Raw genomic sequence first — 16,356 nt, 5'->3', positions numbered from 1 at the left:
AATGGCTGAAGTCGAAATCAAACTCCTCAACAAGGTCTATTCGGGTAATACGCGGGCGGTGACAGATGTGAACGCCCATATCCGTGATGGTGAGTTCATCGTTCTGGTCGGCCCCTCGGGCTGTGGCAAATCGACGATCCTGCGGATGATCGCGGGGCTGGAAAGCATCTCAACCGGCGAGTTGTTCATTGACGGGCGCAAGGTCAACGGCGTTGAACCCGGCAAGCGCGACATTGCGATGGTGTTCCAGAACTATGCGCTTTATCCGCACATGTCGGTCCGCCGGAACATGGAGTACGGTCTCAAGAACGAAGGGCTTCCGCGCGACCAAATCGCGACCCGGATCGCCGAGGCCGCGCGCACGCTTCAGCTTGAAGACTATCTGGATCGCAAACCGCGCAACCTGTCGGGCGGCCAGCGCCAGCGTGTTGCCATGGGGCGCGCGATTGTGCGCGATCCCAAAGTGTTTCTGTTCGACGAACCACTCTCGAACCTTGATGCAAAACTGCGCACTCAACTGCGGTCAGAGCTGAAGGCCCTGCACCGGCGATTGGCCGCGACCTTTGTCTATGTGACCCACGATCAGGTCGAGGCGATGTCGCTGGCCGACAGGATCATCATCATGAACGCCGGTCGGGTCGAGCAGATCGGCACACCTCTGGATGTCTATGAACGCCCGGCGACGCGGTTTGTGGCTGATTTCATCGGCAACCCCTCAATGAACCTGATGACTGGCATCGTGGCCGAAGATCGGGCCCGCGTGGTGCTGACATCCGGGCCAACGATTGCGCTGTCCACTGAGGTCGAGGCTGCACCGGGTACTTCGGTGGATCTGGGCATCCGCCCCGAACACCTGCGCGTGTCCGATACAGGTGGGGCTGACCTGACACTTTCGGTGCATATGGTCGAACATCTGGGTGCGGACACCATCGTTCATGGCCACATCGGCCAAGACGCGGGTGCGCTGTCATTGCGGGTTGATGGGGTGCAGGACTTTCGCGAGCACACACAGGTCCCGCTTGCCATCGCGCCGGGCCACCTGCATCTGTTCGACACCCAAACCGGGCAGCGGTTGAATTGCGCATGAATGGACCATCCGCAATAGAGCCGCTCGTGCGGATCATCGGCCACCGTGGGGCGCGTGGGCTTTTGCCGGAAAACACACTGTCGGGGTTCCGGTTCTGTCTGGAAACCGGGGTTCGCTGGTTGGAGCTCGACATTCTGGGCTCGGCGGATGGGGTGCCGATGGTGGCGCATGATCCGCAGATCATTGGTGCCAAAACCCGTCGGGCCGATGGGCAGTGGCTTGGCGGAGACACGCCGCGCGTCGCCGACCTGACGCAGGCCGAGTTGCGCGGGTTGAACATTGGCGCACTATGCCCCAACAGCCCTGAGGCTGCGGAGTTTCCCGATCAGGCCAGCCTGTCACAGGCCGCGATCCCGACCCTCGAAGAGGTGCTGGCACTGGCCCAAAGCCACCCTGGCGCCCGGTTCCTGATCGAATTCAAATCCGATCCGCGCGACACCGCGCTCGCGGCATCGGCCCACAGCACCCTCGAAGCCTCGATCGCGACAATCCGCGCGCAGGGGCTGGCGGGGGAGGTCTGCCTTCAGTCTTTCGATTGGGCGATCCTTGATGCCGCCGACCAGATCGCGCCGGACATGGCGCGGGCCTATCTGTCGCTGAGCGAACACCCGGACCGCCGGATGTTTACCGCCTATGCGGGGTCGCCGTGGTTCGGTGCTGCGCGCGATGATGTTGATCCAACCGATCTGCCCGGGGCGATTCATGCACGTGGCGGCGAAGTCTGGTCGGCCTATCATCAGGACCTTACGCGCGATCAGGTGCGCCGGGCGCAGGATCTGGGGCTTCTGGTCTATGCTTGGACCGTGAACACGCCCGGTGCAATCGAGGCGATGCTGGACTTGTGGGTGGACGGGATCATCACCGACTATCCCGGTCGCGCACAGCGCGCCGTTCTGAACCGAGGGCGGATCGCATGTTGACACGTGACGCGGCAATTGATCGCTACAATGCCATCCGTGCACGTCTGCCGCAGGCGAGCGGCCCTGCCGCGTGGTCCAGCGCCAACAATCTTGGCGCTTTGGCGGCGGAATACGACGTTTTCGTCTTTGATGCCTTTGGGGTGCTGAACGTCGGCGCCACGCCAATCACGGGCGCACACGCGCGCATTCAAGCGCTTCAGGCGATGGGCAAGCAAACTTTCGTCCTGACCAATGCGGCCGGCCTGACCGATGCGCAGACCACCGCAAAATTCTGCGCCCTTGGGCTCGACTTCGAGGCTCTAGAGGTCATTTCAAGCCGTCAGATATGTCTGGAAGGTCTGAAGCGATCTTTCGACATTCGTCGCTGGGGGGTGATCTGCCCGGCTTGCGGCCTGCCTGATCTGCCGGGGATAGAGTTTGTCGACCTGATAACCGCGCCTGACGGCCTTGATGATGTCGACGGGATCGTCCTGCTCAGCACAACTGGCCTGCCTGACACTTGGTGCGACGGGCTTGAGGTCGCCTTGCGGGCGCGCCCGCGTCCCGTGGTCGTGGGCAATCCTGATCTTGTAGCCCCGCGCGAAACCGGTCTGTCAAAAGAGCCAGGATTTTATGCGCACGACCTGATCGACCGGCTGGGGATCGCGCCGGTATTCTATGGTAAACCCTTTGCCAACGCGTTCGAGGCGGTCGAACGTCGCCTGACGCCGGGGTTCCCCGCCGCAAAAATCGCCATGATCGGCGATACCCTGCACACCGATATTTTGGGGGCGGCGGCGCGCGGTTGGGGGACGGTTCTGGTGACCGGGCATGGGCTGTACCGTGGCGCCAATGTTGATCAACTGATCGAAATCAGTGGCATAGTTCCCAACTGGGTCATACCCTCGATATAATAGGGCGGAACGCGCAGTAGGACCGATGATCGAGCTTAATCCCAGACAAAGGGAAATTGTCGAACGTCTGCACTCTGCCGGACATCAGACCATTCAGGAGCTTTCGTTACATTTCAATGTGGCGACACAGACATTGCGCCGCGATATAAATGCGCTTTGCGATGCTGGTCTGGCACGCCGGGTGCATGGCGGCGTCGCACCGCCCAGTAACCCGGTCAACCTGAACTTTCATGCCCGGCGCATACTGAACGAAGGCATCAAGCGCGCCATCGGGCGCAAGACCGCCGGGATGATCCCGAACGGGGCAAGCGTTCTGCTGGGAATCGGTTCGACCGTGCATTACGTGGCCGAGGCGCTTTTGAACCACACCGACCTGATGATCGTCACCAACAATCTGGATGTTGCCTCGATCCTCTGTGCTGCCTCGACTGCCGAGGTGCATGTCATTGGCGGCGTGCTGCGCGGTGAAGACCGCGACATGGTTGGTGAAAGGGCCATGCGCGACCTTGCCAGCGTGGTGGCCGATTTTGGCATTATCGGCGCGGGCGCACTTGATCCGACGCATGGCATCATGGACTTCAAGCGCAGTGATGCGGATATGAACTGTGCCATCTTGCAAAACAGCCGCCGAACCATCCTGGTGTCCGACAGCAGCAAATGGGACAAACATGCCCATTTTCGCGTGTCCGGGTTTGAGGCGGTGGACGTCTTTGTCAGCGATGATCATGCGATGTCCCGGCATTTGAACGCGACCGCCCCGATCGAACTTGCACGCTGCGATCCTCTTTAGGCGCTTTTCTGAGCCGGGGCGGTTGCGATATCCGTCGTTCCCGCGTCCGGTACGTAGTGCTGAGGATCGTTTCCATGAACGTCGCATTGATGTGCACCACGAAATCGCCCGGTTCTGGTGGAACAGGCTGGCCTGCTATTCGCTTCGGCGAAGGGAAGGCCTTCTGCCGGGGCCGGAAACGGGAACTGCTCAAAAAGAAGTCGCGAAAACGCACATTCGACAAAACGTGCGGCGGAATTTGGATAATATTCATCTAAATATCCACGTGGCAGGAGTAGTTTTTTTGGTCACGCTTAGGGCGCCCCGCTTCAGGCGCTCGCGCATACAGAAGTACTAAGTCGCGCGCGAACCCGGTTTCGAATCGCGTTCCACTCGGAAGCGCCGAAACCTCTAAAGTTTCGATATTATCAATTTATTAGTGTGAATAATGATGCGAAGGGCATCAAGTCCCGCGGTTCGATTGACGCGCCGGTGGGTCTTCAGCCCGGACTGACTGTGCCAAATTTGGATGTGTAAACCAACAGAATTGGCGGGCTTTGGGGAATGCGTAATGTTTAATCATTTGCATGTAGGTTTTTGAACTTTAAGGGATTTATATGCGCTTTTCCTGCTGTTCTGGGTCTTTTTCTGCCTGTGTGGCGATAGTAGGCAGCGAAAACTCTATGCACATGATGCTGAAGCGGTAATATTCACATAAATGATATGAAAGACACGCCGATGAATGATCTCCTGTCCTCAATCATAACGCGCCCGCTGGCGCTTGGCGGTGTCGGCCCACGGGTGTTGGTCAAAGAATGTCTTGGGGTTGCGGGGATCGCCACGCGGTGCGGCTCGGCGGCTTTTGCGATGGCTCCAACTGAAACTCGGCACTCGGCGGTTGTGGACCGGTTGATTGACCAAGGGGCGCAGATCACGGGCACGGTCACGATGCACGAGCTGGCCTTTGGAGTGACGGGCGTGAACACCTTTGCAGGAACAGCACCGAACCCCGGCTGGCCCGACCGTATCCCCGGCGGGTCGTCGTCGGGCGCGGCGGCTGCGGTGGCGGCGGGGCTTTGTGATTTCGCAGTGGGCACAGATACCGGCGGCTCGATCCGCCAGCCGGCTTGCTGTTGTGGCGTGTTCGGCCTGAAGCCCAGTTTCGGCGCAATAGACCGCCGCGGTGCGATCCCGCGTTCTTCGTCGCTCGACGTGATCGGGCCATTTGCGGCCAGCGCCCCAATGCTGACCAAAGCCGCAGCGATGATGATCGAGGGGTTTGCGCCCACACATATCGACACGCCTCGGCTGATCCGGCTCGACGTGTCGGCAGATGCCGATATCAATGCGGCGGTGGATACTGCGTTGGCGGGGTTGAGCATTCCGATCATCGCGCTGCCTTCGTTCGAGGACGCGTATCGCGCGGGGCTGACGGTTATCAATTTTGAGCTGGCACAGGAATTTGGCCAACTGGCGCGCTCTGACGCGACGCTGGGGGTGGATGTTAGATCCCGTATCCTCGCGGCCCTTTCCCTTACGGTGCGGGAGATGGCCGAAGCTGAGGTCGTTCGCGCGCGCTTTACGGCTGAAGTGGATGCGGCGCTCGAGGGGGTTGATGCACTTGCGCTGCCCACCATGCCTTGCGTGCCGCCAACTCTGGATCAAGCACAGGATCCGCGCGCGCTTATCCCGCTCACCTCTCTGGTGCGCCCGTTTAACCTGTCGGGCCATCCCGCCATCACTCTGCCACTGCGTACTCATGCGGGCCTGCCCGCCGGGCTGCAACTTGTCGCCCGCAAAGGGGACGAGGCGCGACTTTGCGCACTGGCCGAGGCGTTGTCAGACCGGCTCGACCCCGTAGATTTCTCGAAGGACACGCAATGACCCGACCTGAACCTGATTTGGCAAAACAGGCGCAAGACGTCGCGCTGACGGAGCTTTGTGGCACGATCCGTGCTCGCCGCGCCGAGTTCGACACGCTGCGCCACATCCCCGGTGATATCGTGGAGGCCTTCAAGGACGTCGGCATATACCGCGCCTTTGTTCCCGAGCGTTTCGGCGGCGATGCGATCACGCCGATGGCATTTCTGAAGCTGATCGAGACGATTTCGTCCGCCGATCCCTCGGCCGGCTGGGTCGCCAGCTTTGGCGTGTCGTCAACATATCTTGCGGCGCTGCCCGAGGCGACCTTCGCGGCGATATATGGGGCGAACCCCGATACGGTGTTCGCTGGTGGCCTGTTCCCGCCGCAACCTGCTTTGCGTGTCGCTGGGGGGCTTGAGGTGTCGGGGCGGTGGCCGTGGTGTTCGGGCTCGATGGGGGCCGAGCTGTTGGGCGGGGGCATCAAGATCGAAGGGGACGAGACGCCGTTGCCCCGCACCGCCGTGATGCCCCGCGACAAGATCACGATCGACGAAACATGGAACACAATCGGCCTGCGCGGCACCGGCAGCCACGACCTTGTCGCTGAAAAGGTGATTGTGCCCGAGGACTGGACTTTCATCCGCGGGTCCAAATCCACGATGGAGGACGCGATCTTTCGCTATCCGGCGATGGCGCTGGCGGCGCAGGTACTGGCCGTTGTGGCGTTGGGGGCCGCGCGCGAGGCGCTGGATTTCATCCGTTCGGACGCGACGCAGCGGGCCTCGATCACCGGCGCGCCGAACCCTGGCGCGCGCGCATATGTGCAAAATCACCTCGCCCGCGCCGAGGCAACGCTGGCCGGTGCCCGCGCACAGTTTTACGACGTCACCGCGCAAGCTTGGGAGGAACTGCAGCACGCCCCCGAGGTCGGCCGCGAGACCCATGTCAAACTGCGCCTTGCCGCCACCATGGCGGCGCATGACGGCGCCGAGGTTGCGCGGCAGGCGTTTCTGATGGGCGGAGCCGGTGCGATGATGACGGGCCATCCGTTGGGCCGTTTGATGGTCGATGCGGCCTGCGTCGCCCAACACGCCTTTATGGGCGAAGGGACGTGGACCGCCGCCGGGGCGGCCATGTTCGGCGAACCAACCCCGCCGGGCTTTCCCTGATTTCTTTCTCTCGCTGCAGTCAAGACACCGAAACCACCGACAAGACCCCAGAACAGGATCCCAGATATGAGCGATGCAAAACCTCTCCGAACGCTTCTGTGCTTCAACAACCACCCGACCTTCTTCAGCTTGCCGTTCGACCAGATCGGCCCAGTCTGGCAGGCGACGCAACAACTGATGTCCGGGATCGCCAAGATGGAGGGCGTCGAGATCGTCGGCACCTTTGACGACGACCAGACCATGGTCGGCGCCTCGCAGGGGTTCCCCTTTACTTGGTACATTCTGGCCGATTTTCGCAGCCGTGACGACGTGCAGGCGGCCTGCAACCTGCTGAGGACCATCGTCGTGGGCGAGGGCAACGACCGGCTGTGGAAATACATGACGGTCGAGGCCCGCATGGGCCGCGCGCTGGAGATCCCCGACCTGTGAGCGATCTGGCCGATATCCTTGCCCGCCTTGAAAGGCTGGAGGCAGAGTCCGCCTGTCGCAAATGCCTGTCCGACTACATGGACATGTGCGACCGACTTGGCGCGGCCACCAATCTGGATGCGCTTGGTGTATTGTTCACGCGCGGCGCGGTCTGGGGCGGGGCGGGGGACCGCTATGCCAAGGATTTCGGCGCACATCACGGGCGGCAGGCGATCACGGATTGGCTGGGCCGCTTCTGCACCACGCCGCCACATTTTGCGATGAATGCGCATTTCCTGTCCTCTGAGGCGGTCACGCATAACGCGGACGGCACCCTGACCGGGCGTTGGCTGATGCTACAAACGCCGACGTTCGACGGCGGGCAGTCGTTCGTGATGGCCGCCCGGCTTGAGATCGACTTTGCCCATGAAGAGGGCGCTTGGCGAATGCACCGCTTTTCCACTCGCAATCTTTACGCGCGTCCGGTCGGCGACTGGAACGCACCCGCACAAATCCCGGCCCCGGCCGACACCTGAACTGGCACCCGAAAGGAGACCTCATGTCCTTGGATGAATTCCCCAGCGGCCCGCAGACCGATACTCTGATGAAGGGCGACCGCGTCGCGACCCCGATGTACGAAGACCCCGCGTTGTTTGATGCCGAGATGGAAAAGATCTTTGGTAAATGTTGGGTCTGGGTCGGTCACGAATCCGAAGTTCCCGGCAAGGGAAATTTCAAGCTAAGCTGGGTCGGCACCCAGCCGGTGATTATCTCACGCGACCGGAAGGGCGACTTGCATGTGCTGGTCAACCGCTGCCGCCACCGTGCGGCCACCGTTTGCGAGATCAAGAAGGGCAAGACGTCTTCCTTCCAGTGCCCCTATCACGGTTGGGGCTATGGGTTGGATGGCAGCCTGCGGGCGATCCCCTATACCGAGGGCTATTCCACCGATTTCGACAAGGCCAATTACGGGCTGAAAAAGCTGAAGGTGGAAACCTTCGAGGGCATGATCTTTGCCTCTTTCAATATGGATGTGGAGCCGCTGGAGGAGTTTCTGGGAAACGCCAAGCCGTGGATTAAGCTGTTCATGAAACAGGGCGGCGGGTTCCCGATCAAAGTGCTGGGCGAGCATCAGTTCAAGGTGCCGATGAACTGGAAAATCCAGCTTGAGAACACCACCGACGCCTATCATTTTCCCATCGTGCACAAGAGCTTCATGCAGTCGCTGGATGGCGAGGCCACCGCGCAGTTTTCGTTTCTCGACAACGGTGACGGCTGGGTCGAAGACCTTGGCAATGGGCATTCGGTCATGGTGATGATGCCCGAGCTGAACGATCTAGACGAGGGTCTGGACCGCCCGATCCCCGAGCGGTTTCAGGACTTGGCTGAGACTTTGCGCAAGGACTATGACGAGGATCAGGTGAAGCGCATCGTCCGCGCTGTGGGCGGCTGTGGGTTCAACCTCAACCTCTTTCCAAACGCCGCCTGTTCACTGTCGTTCTTCCGCATCCTGCGCCCGGTCAGCGTGGCCGAGACCGAGATCCGGCACATGGCGCTGGGGATGGACGGCGGGCCAGAGGCCGCGAACCAGATGCGGATGCGCCTGCATGAGCATTTCCAAGGGCCGATGGGCTTTGGCTCGCCCGACGATGCCGAGGTCTGGGAGCGGGTTCAGCGCGGGTCCGCCGGGGGGGCGGATATCGACGTGATGGTGAACCGTGGGTTGGGTCTTGAGGATACCAGCGAGAATGGGCTGCCCAAGGGCGATGTCAGCGCCGAGACCGGTATGCGCGCGGCTTACAAGATGTGGAAGAAGGTGATGGAACAATGAAGGATCTTCCCGTGAAAGGCGAAGTCACCCTGCAAGATGTGACCGAATTTCTGTGGCACGAGGCCGACCTGCTGGATCGCCGCGACTATGACACATGGCTGGCGCTTTGGGCCGAGGGTGGTTTCTATGTGATCCCGGTCGACAAAGAGTCCGAGGATTTCGCCAATCTGCTCAACATTGCTTACGACAACGCCACCATGCGCGAGATGCGGGTGCGGCGGTTTCAGCAGGGGTTCTCGATTTCGTCAGCGCCGCCCGCCGATTCCGTGCGGACCGTATCGCGCTTTGTCATCGAGGAACAAGATTCCGACACGGTCAGGGTGCGCGCCGCGCAGCATGTGGTCGAGGACAAATTCGGGCGCCAGCGAACGTTCGCGGCCAATGTGACTTGGGTGCTGCAAGTGACTGACGAGGGGCTGATGATCCGCGACAAGATTGTGCGGCTGCTCAACAGCGATGGGATGCTGACCTCGATCAGCTATCTGTTTTGATGGGGGCGCCTTTGCCGGATGTCATTCAAACAGCGGTGATCACGGGCGGTGCCAACGGCTTTGGCGCCTGCGCCACTCGCGCGCTGCACGCCGCAGGGTTTCGGGTTGTCATCACCGATATTGACCAAGAGGCCGCAGGCGCGCTGGCCTCGGAGTTGGACCTTGCCGGTGACACGGCGGTGACCGCCACACTGGACGTATCCAAGCCCGAGGATTTCCAGACCGTGCTTGACAAGGTGGTTGATCGTTGGGGCGGGGCCGAGGTCCTGGTGAACAACGCCGCGCTGACGCAGGCGATGCCGGTTCTCGACATTGATCCGGCCGAGTTCAACCGGATCATGGCGATCAACGCGGGTGGCTGCTTTGCCGGGTGCCAGACCTTCGGGCGGCACTTCAAGGCGCGCGGATATGGGCGGATCGTGAATATGGCGTCTTTGGCCGGGCAGAATGGCGGTACCGCAACGGGTGCGCATTACGCCGCCTCCAAGGGGGCGATCCTGACGCTGACCAAGGTTTTCGCCCGCGACCTGGCCGCCTTTGGTGTCACGGTCAACGCGATTTCACCGGGGCCGATGGATACGCCCATGGTTCACGGAATTGTGCCCGAGGACAAGATGGACGGTTTTCTGAAAAACATTCCCGTGGGCCAGCTTGGCGCGCCAGAGTTCGTCGCCAGGATGGTCACCATGCTCTGCGGGCGCGATGCCGCTTTCGTCACCGGCGCTTGCTGGGACGTCAACGGCGGCCTGTTCATGCGGTAAGGATATGAAAGACATGACGCACACCAACAGCCTTGTCCTGACAGTCGCCGAGCGGATCGATGATCTGGGCGACATCATGCGGCTGACATTGAAGGGCGAGGGGGATTTGCCGCCCTTTGCTGCCGGTGCCCATATCGATGTGCAGGTCGAAACCCCTGAGGGGCCTATCTGGCGGCAGTATTCGCTTTGCGGTGAACCGGGTAAGAGCGACGCCTATCACCTTGGCATCTTGCGCGACCCCGAAAGTCGGGGCGGTTCGGTAACGTTGCATGACTTGATGCGCGCAGGCGAAAAGCTGCATGCGGAAGGGCCGCGCAACCACTTTCCGCTGGCCGAGGGGGCGACGCGTTCAATCCTGTTTGGCGGTGGGATCGGAGTGACGCCGATGCTGGCAATGGCGTGGGAACTGCATCGCAAGGGGCAGGCGTTCACCCTGCACTATGCCACGCGATCCGCCGACCGTACCGCGTTTCTGGATGTGATCAAAGCGGCGCCGTTTCGCGACCACATCGTGTTGCACCACGATGACGGCGAAGGCGCCGCACCGATCAACCTGGCCCGCGATCTGCCAGCGGCTGAACCAGGGTGTCATGTCTATGTTTGTGGGCCGCAGGGCTTCATGGACTGGATCATTTCTGCAGCAGAATGTGCCGGTTATGCGTCGAATGTCATCCATCGCGAATACTTCTCGGCCGATGTCGATGCGCATGGCGAAAGCTTCGAGGTCTTCTGCGCTCAATCCGGGATTGCCGTTACTGTCGGCCCCGACGACACGATTGCCAAATCTTTGGTCAAAGCCGGGATAAAGATCGATGTGAAATGCGAAGAGGGCATCTGCGGCACTTGCGTCACCGATGTTCTTGAAGGTGAAATCGACCATCGGGACAAGTTCTTGACCGAGGAGGAACGCGAAGAGGGCGATCAGATCTGCGCCTGCTGCTCGCGCGCTCGCGGCGCCCGGCTGGTTCTGGATATTTGAGAGGCAGGATGATGGAAATGCGCGATCTTTTCCACGAGGGCATGAGCCGACTGGGCGCCGCCGTCACGGTCCTGACAACGGATGGCCCGGCAGGACGTCACGGAATGACGGCCTCGGCGGTGTGCTCGGTGACTGACAGCCCGCCGACCCTGCTGGTCTGCGTCAACCGTGGCAACCGCAGCCACGATATGTTCGTCAAGAATGGCACGCTTTGCGTCAATGTTCTGGGCAGCCAGCACCGCGACCTTTCTGGCCGTTTCGCTGCCAAAGGGGCCAAGGCACGGTTCGATCCTGCGGGCTGGACCACCCACGCCACCGGCGCGCCCGTGCTGTCGGATGCCATTGCCGCCTTTGACTGCCGTATCCGGTCGCGGGAAGAGGTCGGAACCCATTCCGTCTTTTTCTGCGAGGTTCAGGAGATCGCGCTGAGCAAGGGCGAAACCTCGGGCCTGATCTGGTTCGGACGTGATTTTCACCACCTGCGGGCGGCAAGTTGAACGCCACGCGATACGACCCCGCCTCCGCGAAGCGGGGCACTATAATCAACTTCAACAAGGGAACGCCAAAGATGAAACATTTTCTCTCAGCAACAGCACTCAGCCTCGCGCTTGCTGGTGCAGCCTCGGCCGAAACCGTGCTGACGGTTGCCAACTGGCTGCCGCCCTCGCATCCGCTGGTGTCCGAGGTCATCGTGCCGATGACCGAACAAATCGCCGCTGCGACCGATGGTGAGGTGAGCGCGAACATCCTTCTTGCCCCGCTTGGCCCTCCGGGGGCGCATTTCGATTTTGCGGTCAACGGCGTGGCCGATATCACATTCGGTGTTCAGGGCTATAACCCCGGACGGTTCAAGACGACAAATATCGCCGAACTGCCCTTCCTGGGCGACAGTGCCGAGGATGTCTCGGTCGCCTATTGGCGTGTGTTCGAGGACAAGCTTCGGGCTGCGGGCGAATATGACGGCGTTAAGGTGCTTGCTGTATTCACCCATGGGCCGGGCGAGATCTTCCTCAAGTCCGGCGATGCAAGCTCGCCCGATGTTCTGAAAGGTCAAAAACTGCGCGTCGGCGGCGGTATCGTGCACGAGGTGGCCACGACACTGGGGGCGGTCCCGGTCGAGGGGCCTTCGTCGAAAGCCTATGAGCTGCTGAGCCAAGGCGTGGCCGACGGTATTCTCTTTCCCTATGAATCTGTCGATTTCTTCAAGCTGATCCCGCAGCTTTCCGAGGGCATTTCGGTGCCGGGCGGGTTGTATAACACCTCGTTCTACATCGTGATGAACAAGGCCAAGTGGGACAGCCTGACCCCCGAGATTCAGGCCAAGATCGACAGCGTGACCGGCGAGGCGCTGGCGCGGATGGCGGGGAAGATGTGGGACAAGGTTGATGCCAAGGGGCTGGCCGCGATGGAGGGCAAGATCACGGTGACCCCGGCCACTGACGCCCAGTTGTCAGCCTGGACCGAAGCCCTGAAGCCGATCGTCGACGCCAAGCTGGCCGAGGTCGGTGAAACCGGTGTCGACGCGCAGGCGGCCTATGACATGCTCAAGGCCGAGATCGCCAAGGAAGCGGCGGCGGAATGAAGCCCACCACGTCGATCCACGCCTCACAGGAACCGGCAGCAAAATTGCTGCCGGACCCCAAGGGGCGGTTCAGCCTGCGCACCCTGCTGGCGTGCTTGGGCGGGGTGTTGTTGTTGGGGATGATGGGGCTGACCGTGGTCGATGTGATCGGGCGCTATCTTTTCAATGCGCCTTTGCTCGGAGCAATGGAGCTGACCGAGGTGATCCTGGCTGCGGTTATCTTTCTGGGGCTCACTGCGGTATCGCTGTCGGACGGACATGTGACGGTCGATCTGTTAACCGACCGGATGCCGATCCGCTGGCACCCGTGGCGGCTGGCGCTGACCGGGGTGTTTTCGGGTGTCGTTCTGTCGGTCGTGGCCTGGCGCATCTGGATCTATGCGAGCCAGATCGGCGGCTATGGCGGGTCAACCACCAGCCTTTCCATTCCCATCGCCCCGTTGGGGTATTTCTGCGCCATCTGCGCAGGCATTGGCGCGGTTCTGTCCGTGGCAGTGCCGCTGTATCGCCTGATCCTTTGGCTTAAACACAGGACGTGAGAATATGGAATACTGGCCTGTCGGCCTCGCCATCATCAGCTTTTTGCTGCTTATCGGAATACCGATCTCTTTCGCGCTGGCTGGGGTGGGGCTGGTTGGGGTGGCATCCATCATAGGCTGGACGCCTGCGCTGTCGCTGCTGGGGTCGACCTTTTTTGATAACGGGCGGGATTATACGCTGTCAGTTCTGCCGCTGTTCCTGATGATGGGGAACTTCGTGGTGCAATCGGGCATCGCGGAAGAGCTGTACAATTCGGCCTATGCCTGGTTGCGCCACCGCAAAGGCGGGCTGGCCACCGCCACAGTGATCGCTTGCGGGGCGTTTTCGTCGGTCTGCGGCTCGTCCATGGCGACGGCGGCGACCATGACGCGCATTGCGCTGCCATCAATGCGCCGGTTCGGCTATCCCGATCAGCTCTCGACTGCGTCCATCGCAGCGGGGGGGACGCTGGGCATCCTGATCCCGCCTTCGGTGATCCTGGTGTTTTACGGGATCATGACCCAGCAGGATATCGGCAAGCTTTTCCTCGCCGGGCTGATCCCCGGGGTGATCGGCGTGATTTTTTATGCGATCGCTGTGCGTATCTCGATCGTGTGGCAGGGGATCGATCTGCCGGTCGAGCCGAAACTGCCGCTGCGCGACCGCATCCGCGCACTCAAGGGGACCGCCGGGGTGTTGGTGCTGTTCTCTTTCGTGATGGGTGGTATCTATCTCGGTGTTTTCACGCCCACCGAAAGTGCCGGGATGGGCGCGGGCGGGGCGTTTCTGCTGGTGGTGCTGTCGGGCAAGTTCACGGTCGAAGGCCTGTTGAACGTGCTCTATGAGACGATGAAAACCACGGCGATGATGTTCTTCATCCTCTTTGGTGCGCTAACCTTCACCAACTATGTGAACATGTCGGGAATGACAGGGGACATTCAGGCGTTCCTCAGCCTGTTCGGGGATGCGCCTCTGCTTACGATCCTTGTCATTCTGTGCATCTATCTTGTCCTGGGTTGCGTGCTGGAAAGCCTGTCGATGATCATGCTGACGGTGCCGATCTTTTACCCGATCGTGGCGGCGCAGGGGGTCGACCTGATCTGGTTTGGCATCTTCGTCGTCATGGTGACCGAGATATCCTACATCACCCCGCCGGTGGGCATGAACGCCTTTGTGCTAAAATCCGTGGTGCCAGATGTGCGACTTGGCACGATCTTTCGCGGGCTTGGTCCCTTCGTGTTGATGGATGTGATTCGGGTCGGCCTGCTGACGGCGGTGCCGGGGCTCGTGTTGGTGCTGACATGAACATCGCGATCATAGGGGCGGGCAATATCGGAACCGCCATGGCGGCGCTTATCGGCTCTGCCGGGGGGGATGTTACTGTGGTCGCGCGCGGTCACCGGCTTGACACGATCCGCCGGGACGGGGTCAGCCTTGATGACCGTGGCACGCTGCATGCGGCGCAGGTGACGGCGGTCACTGCGCTGGATCAGGTTCATGACGCGGTGTTCTTATGCGTCAAGGCACAGGACCTGGGCGCGGCTGTTGCAGCCAACGCCGCCGGGATCGGGCCGGAAACGTTGGTTGTCCCGATGATCAACGGCTTGCCGTTTTGGTATTTCTACGGCGCAGGCGGCACGGTCCCCTTTTCCGATCCTGCGGGGCAGTTGGCATATCACCTTCGCCCCGAACAGGTGCTTGGCGCGGTTCTGCTGATGACCGTGCAGATGACGGCGGCAGGGCGGGCGGTATCGACCAACACTCCGACGCTTAGTCTTGCACCAGTGGTCGCGGGGGCGGACAGCGCCGCAATCAGCCGATTGATCGACCTGCTTTGCGCCAGCGGCGTGCGCACTGATCTGTCTGCCGATATCCGGCAACAAGTGTTGGTCAAGCTCATGAGCAATATCGCGACCAACCCGCTTTCGGCGCTGACGGGGGAAAACCTGGCCCAGATCGGCCGTGAACTCTCGTTGCGCAGTATCGCCTATCAGTTGGCGGATGAGGTCCGCGCTTGGGCCGACAGAATGCTGGGGCGCAGCCTGCCACCCAACGCGTGGTTGGGCGATCTGCTGCTTGATGCGGGGGATTTCCCGACCTCGATGTTACAAGACGCCCGCGCCGGGCGGGTGCTAGAGCTGGACGCGATCTGCCGGGCGCCGTTGGCACTGGCGGGCGAGGGGGCCATGCCGTGCCTTGCCGCGCTGGTTGCACAGCTTGACAGCGCGGACACGTTTCCGCTGACCGGCGCGCCGCGCAGCACCGCTGTTGAACGCCTGCTTTTTCTCACTTCACTCGAAAGGAATTCGGAATGAACGATGCGACCCCCATCCCCGATCCCATGGCCGACATGACCGAGGCCGAACTGCGGGTGCAACTGGCCGATTTTTATCACCTCGTGAGCTATCTTGGCTGGACGGAACTGATCTTCAACCACATCTCGGTTCGCCTGCCAGGCGAGGAGCACACCTATCTCGTGAACCCCTTCGGCCTGCATTATGATGAGGTGACACCGGAAAACCTTGTTGTCGTTGGTGTCGATGGCAAGCTGGCACGCGAAAGCCAATACAAGGCCAACCCGGCAGGCTTTGCCCTGCACGGCGTAATCCATGAGTTCCGCGAAGACGTCGGCTGTGTCGCCCATACCCATACGACGCCGATTTCGGCGATCACGATGAAGGGGTTCGACCTTGACCATAACAGCTTTTACGGTGCGCAGCTTCATGGTCGGGTTGCCTACCATGCCTTCGAAGGCATCACGATCTATGACGATGAACGCGAGCGGATGCTGAAGTCACTGGGCGATAAGCATGTTCTGGTCCTGCGTAACCACGGCATTGCAGTATGCGAGGCGGATATCCCGCTGACGTTCTTCTTGCTCTGGACGGTGCAACGCGCCGCCGAAATTCAATGCGCCGCCAGCGCCATTCCGGGGCCGAACACGGTTTTGACCGAGGACATCAAGCAAAAGTCCGCAGATGATGCCCAGCGGCTCAAGGACAGCGCCTCGTTCTCGTCGCTGTTGTTTGACGCGATGGTCCGCAAGATGAAGCGCGACTGCCCGCAATTCGCCTGACGCGCGTG

Annotated in this window: 19 protein-coding genes; all 19 read left to right on the top strand. The window is 61.1% G+C overall.

What is annotated here, in order from left to right:
• Position 1 precedes the first annotated feature (1 nt).
• The 19 genes from BSF79_RS15700 (at position 2) to BSF79_RS15615 (ending at position 16,348) form a co-directional block, all read left to right on the top strand.
• Positions 2-1,087, top strand: coding sequence for an ABC transporter ATP-binding protein (locus BSF79_RS15700; protein WP_090270771.1), 1,086 nt, complete (start codon positions 2-4; stop codon positions 1,085-1,087).
• Complete coding sequence (locus BSF79_RS15695) at positions 1,084-2,007, top strand: glycerophosphodiester phosphodiesterase family protein (RefSeq protein ID WP_090270770.1); 924 nt, start codon at positions 1,084-1,086, stop codon at positions 2,005-2,007. Before BSF79_RS15700 ends, BSF79_RS15695 begins: the two co-directional genes overlap by 4 nt.
• Positions 2,001-2,900 carry an HAD-IIA family hydrolase gene (locus BSF79_RS15690; RefSeq protein WP_090270769.1) on the top strand — a complete coding sequence of 300 codons (900 nt, stop codon included), beginning with the start codon at positions 2,001-2,003 and terminating at the stop codon, positions 2,898-2,900. Before BSF79_RS15695 ends, BSF79_RS15690 begins: the two co-directional genes overlap by 7 nt.
• Positions 2,901-2,925: 25 nt before the next feature.
• Positions 2,926-3,690 carry a DeoR/GlpR family DNA-binding transcription regulator gene (locus tag BSF79_RS15685; protein ID WP_090270768.1) on the top strand — a complete coding sequence of 255 codons (765 nt, stop codon included), beginning with the start codon at positions 2,926-2,928 and terminating at the stop codon, positions 3,688-3,690.
• Positions 3,691-3,764: 74 nt separating this feature from the next.
• Complete coding sequence (locus BSF79_RS19830) at positions 3,765-3,947, top strand: hypothetical protein (protein WP_175545352.1); 183 nt, start codon at positions 3,765-3,767, stop codon at positions 3,945-3,947.
• 460 nt (positions 3,948-4,407) lie between these two features.
• Complete coding sequence (locus tag BSF79_RS15680; RefSeq protein ID WP_090270845.1) at positions 4,408-5,553, top strand: amidase; 1,146 nt, start codon at positions 4,408-4,410, stop codon at positions 5,551-5,553.
• Positions 5,550-6,701: an acyl-CoA dehydrogenase family protein gene (locus BSF79_RS15675; RefSeq protein WP_090270767.1), complete on the top strand. Its 1,152-nt coding sequence runs from the start codon at positions 5,550-5,552 to the stop codon at positions 6,699-6,701. Before BSF79_RS15680 ends, BSF79_RS15675 begins: the two co-directional genes overlap by 4 nt.
• A gap of 66 nt (positions 6,702-6,767) precedes the next feature.
• Positions 6,768-7,130, top strand: coding sequence for a hypothetical protein (locus BSF79_RS15670; RefSeq protein ID WP_090270766.1), 363 nt, complete (start codon positions 6,768-6,770; stop codon positions 7,128-7,130).
• Positions 7,127-7,645, top strand: coding sequence for a nuclear transport factor 2 family protein (locus tag BSF79_RS15665; RefSeq protein ID WP_090270765.1), 519 nt, complete (start codon positions 7,127-7,129; stop codon positions 7,643-7,645). The genes BSF79_RS15670 and BSF79_RS15665 overlap by 4 nt, the downstream gene beginning before the upstream one ends.
• A 23-nt stretch (positions 7,646-7,668) precedes the next feature.
• Positions 7,669-8,940: an aromatic ring-hydroxylating oxygenase subunit alpha gene (locus BSF79_RS15660; RefSeq protein WP_090270764.1), complete on the top strand. Its 1,272-nt coding sequence runs from the start codon at positions 7,669-7,671 to the stop codon at positions 8,938-8,940.
• Positions 8,937-9,431, top strand: coding sequence for an aromatic-ring-hydroxylating dioxygenase subunit beta (locus BSF79_RS15655; protein ID WP_090270763.1), 495 nt, complete (start codon positions 8,937-8,939; stop codon positions 9,429-9,431). The genes BSF79_RS15660 and BSF79_RS15655 overlap by 4 nt, the downstream gene beginning before the upstream one ends.
• Before the next feature lie 11 nt (positions 9,432-9,442).
• Entirely contained in the window at positions 9,443-10,192 is a 750-nt protein-coding gene (locus BSF79_RS15650) for an SDR family NAD(P)-dependent oxidoreductase (protein WP_245776431.1), read from the top strand.
• Between the two features lie 13 nt (positions 10,193-10,205).
• On the top strand, positions 10,206-11,171 hold the full coding sequence (locus tag BSF79_RS15645; protein WP_217650090.1) for a PDR/VanB family oxidoreductase: 966 nt from the start codon (positions 10,206-10,208) through the stop codon (positions 11,169-11,171).
• A 17-nt stretch (positions 11,172-11,188) separates the two neighbouring features.
• Entirely contained in the window at positions 11,189-11,668 is a 480-nt protein-coding gene (locus BSF79_RS15640) for a flavin reductase (protein WP_245776430.1), read from the top strand.
• Between the two features lie 71 nt (positions 11,669-11,739).
• The gene (locus BSF79_RS15635) at positions 11,740-12,753 is read left to right on the top strand and encodes a TRAP transporter substrate-binding protein (protein ID WP_090270760.1); all 1,014 of its coding nucleotides are present in this window, start codon (positions 11,740-11,742) and stop codon (positions 12,751-12,753) included.
• Positions 12,750-13,292 (top strand): TRAP transporter small permease, encoded by a 543-nt coding sequence (locus BSF79_RS15630; protein ID WP_090270759.1) that lies wholly within the window; start codon positions 12,750-12,752, stop codon positions 13,290-13,292. Before BSF79_RS15635 ends, BSF79_RS15630 begins: the two co-directional genes overlap by 4 nt.
• Positions 13,293-13,296: 4 nt before the next feature.
• Positions 13,297-14,577, top strand: a complete 1,281-nt coding sequence (locus BSF79_RS15625; protein ID WP_090270758.1) for a TRAP transporter large permease — start codon at positions 13,297-13,299, stop codon at positions 14,575-14,577.
• Complete coding sequence (locus tag BSF79_RS15620) at positions 14,574-15,587, top strand: ketopantoate reductase family protein (protein ID WP_090270757.1); 1,014 nt, start codon at positions 14,574-14,576, stop codon at positions 15,585-15,587. The genes BSF79_RS15625 and BSF79_RS15620 overlap by 4 nt, the downstream gene beginning before the upstream one ends.
• Positions 15,584-16,348, top strand: coding sequence for a class II aldolase/adducin family protein (locus tag BSF79_RS15615; RefSeq protein WP_217650089.1), 765 nt, complete (start codon positions 15,584-15,586; stop codon positions 16,346-16,348). Before BSF79_RS15620 ends, BSF79_RS15615 begins: the two co-directional genes overlap by 4 nt.
• Positions 16,349-16,356: the final 8 nt, after the last annotated feature.

It is taken from the genome of Thalassovita taeanensis (assembly GCF_900110775.1).
Classification (GTDB): domain Bacteria; phylum Pseudomonadota; class Alphaproteobacteria; order Rhodobacterales; family Rhodobacteraceae; genus Litorimicrobium; species Litorimicrobium taeanense.
Note: the sequence above shows the minus strand (reverse complement) of the source record. Positions and strands in the feature narration are given on the sequence as shown.

Excerpts from the sequence above, each read along its gene's own strand:
- BSF79_RS15700 (WP_090270771.1), top strand. The coding sequence starts at position 2 with ATGGCTGAAGTCGAAATCAAACTCCTCAACAAGGTCTATTCGGGTAAT.
- BSF79_RS15695 (WP_090270770.1), top strand. The coding sequence starts at position 1,084 with ATGAATGGACCATCCGCAATAGAGCCGCTCGTGCGGATCATCGGCCAC.
- BSF79_RS15690 (WP_090270769.1), top strand. The coding sequence starts at position 2,001 with ATGTTGACACGTGACGCGGCAATTGATCGCTACAATGCCATCCGTGCA.
- BSF79_RS15685 (WP_090270768.1), top strand. The coding sequence starts at position 2,926 with ATGATCGAGCTTAATCCCAGACAAAGGGAAATTGTCGAACGTCTGCAC.
- BSF79_RS19830 (WP_175545352.1), top strand. The coding sequence starts at position 3,765 with ATGAACGTCGCATTGATGTGCACCACGAAATCGCCCGGTTCTGGTGGA.
- BSF79_RS15680 (WP_090270845.1), top strand. The coding sequence starts at position 4,408 with ATGAATGATCTCCTGTCCTCAATCATAACGCGCCCGCTGGCGCTTGGC.
- BSF79_RS15675 (WP_090270767.1), top strand. The coding sequence starts at position 5,550 with ATGACCCGACCTGAACCTGATTTGGCAAAACAGGCGCAAGACGTCGCG.
- BSF79_RS15670 (WP_090270766.1), top strand. The coding sequence starts at position 6,768 with ATGAGCGATGCAAAACCTCTCCGAACGCTTCTGTGCTTCAACAACCAC.
- BSF79_RS15660 (WP_090270764.1), top strand. The coding sequence starts at position 7,669 with ATGTCCTTGGATGAATTCCCCAGCGGCCCGCAGACCGATACTCTGATG.
- BSF79_RS15655 (WP_090270763.1), top strand. The coding sequence starts at position 8,937 with ATGAAGGATCTTCCCGTGAAAGGCGAAGTCACCCTGCAAGATGTGACC.
- BSF79_RS15645 (WP_217650090.1), top strand. The coding sequence starts at position 10,206 with ATGACGCACACCAACAGCCTTGTCCTGACAGTCGCCGAGCGGATCGAT.
- BSF79_RS15640 (WP_245776430.1), top strand. The coding sequence starts at position 11,189 with ATGCGCGATCTTTTCCACGAGGGCATGAGCCGACTGGGCGCCGCCGTC.
- BSF79_RS15635 (WP_090270760.1), top strand. The coding sequence starts at position 11,740 with ATGAAACATTTTCTCTCAGCAACAGCACTCAGCCTCGCGCTTGCTGGT.
- BSF79_RS15630 (WP_090270759.1), top strand. The coding sequence starts at position 12,750 with ATGAAGCCCACCACGTCGATCCACGCCTCACAGGAACCGGCAGCAAAA.
- BSF79_RS15625 (WP_090270758.1), top strand. The coding sequence starts at position 13,297 with ATGGAATACTGGCCTGTCGGCCTCGCCATCATCAGCTTTTTGCTGCTT.
- BSF79_RS15620 (WP_090270757.1), top strand. The coding sequence starts at position 14,574 with ATGAACATCGCGATCATAGGGGCGGGCAATATCGGAACCGCCATGGCG.
- BSF79_RS15615 (WP_217650089.1), top strand. The coding sequence starts at position 15,584 with ATGAACGATGCGACCCCCATCCCCGATCCCATGGCCGACATGACCGAG.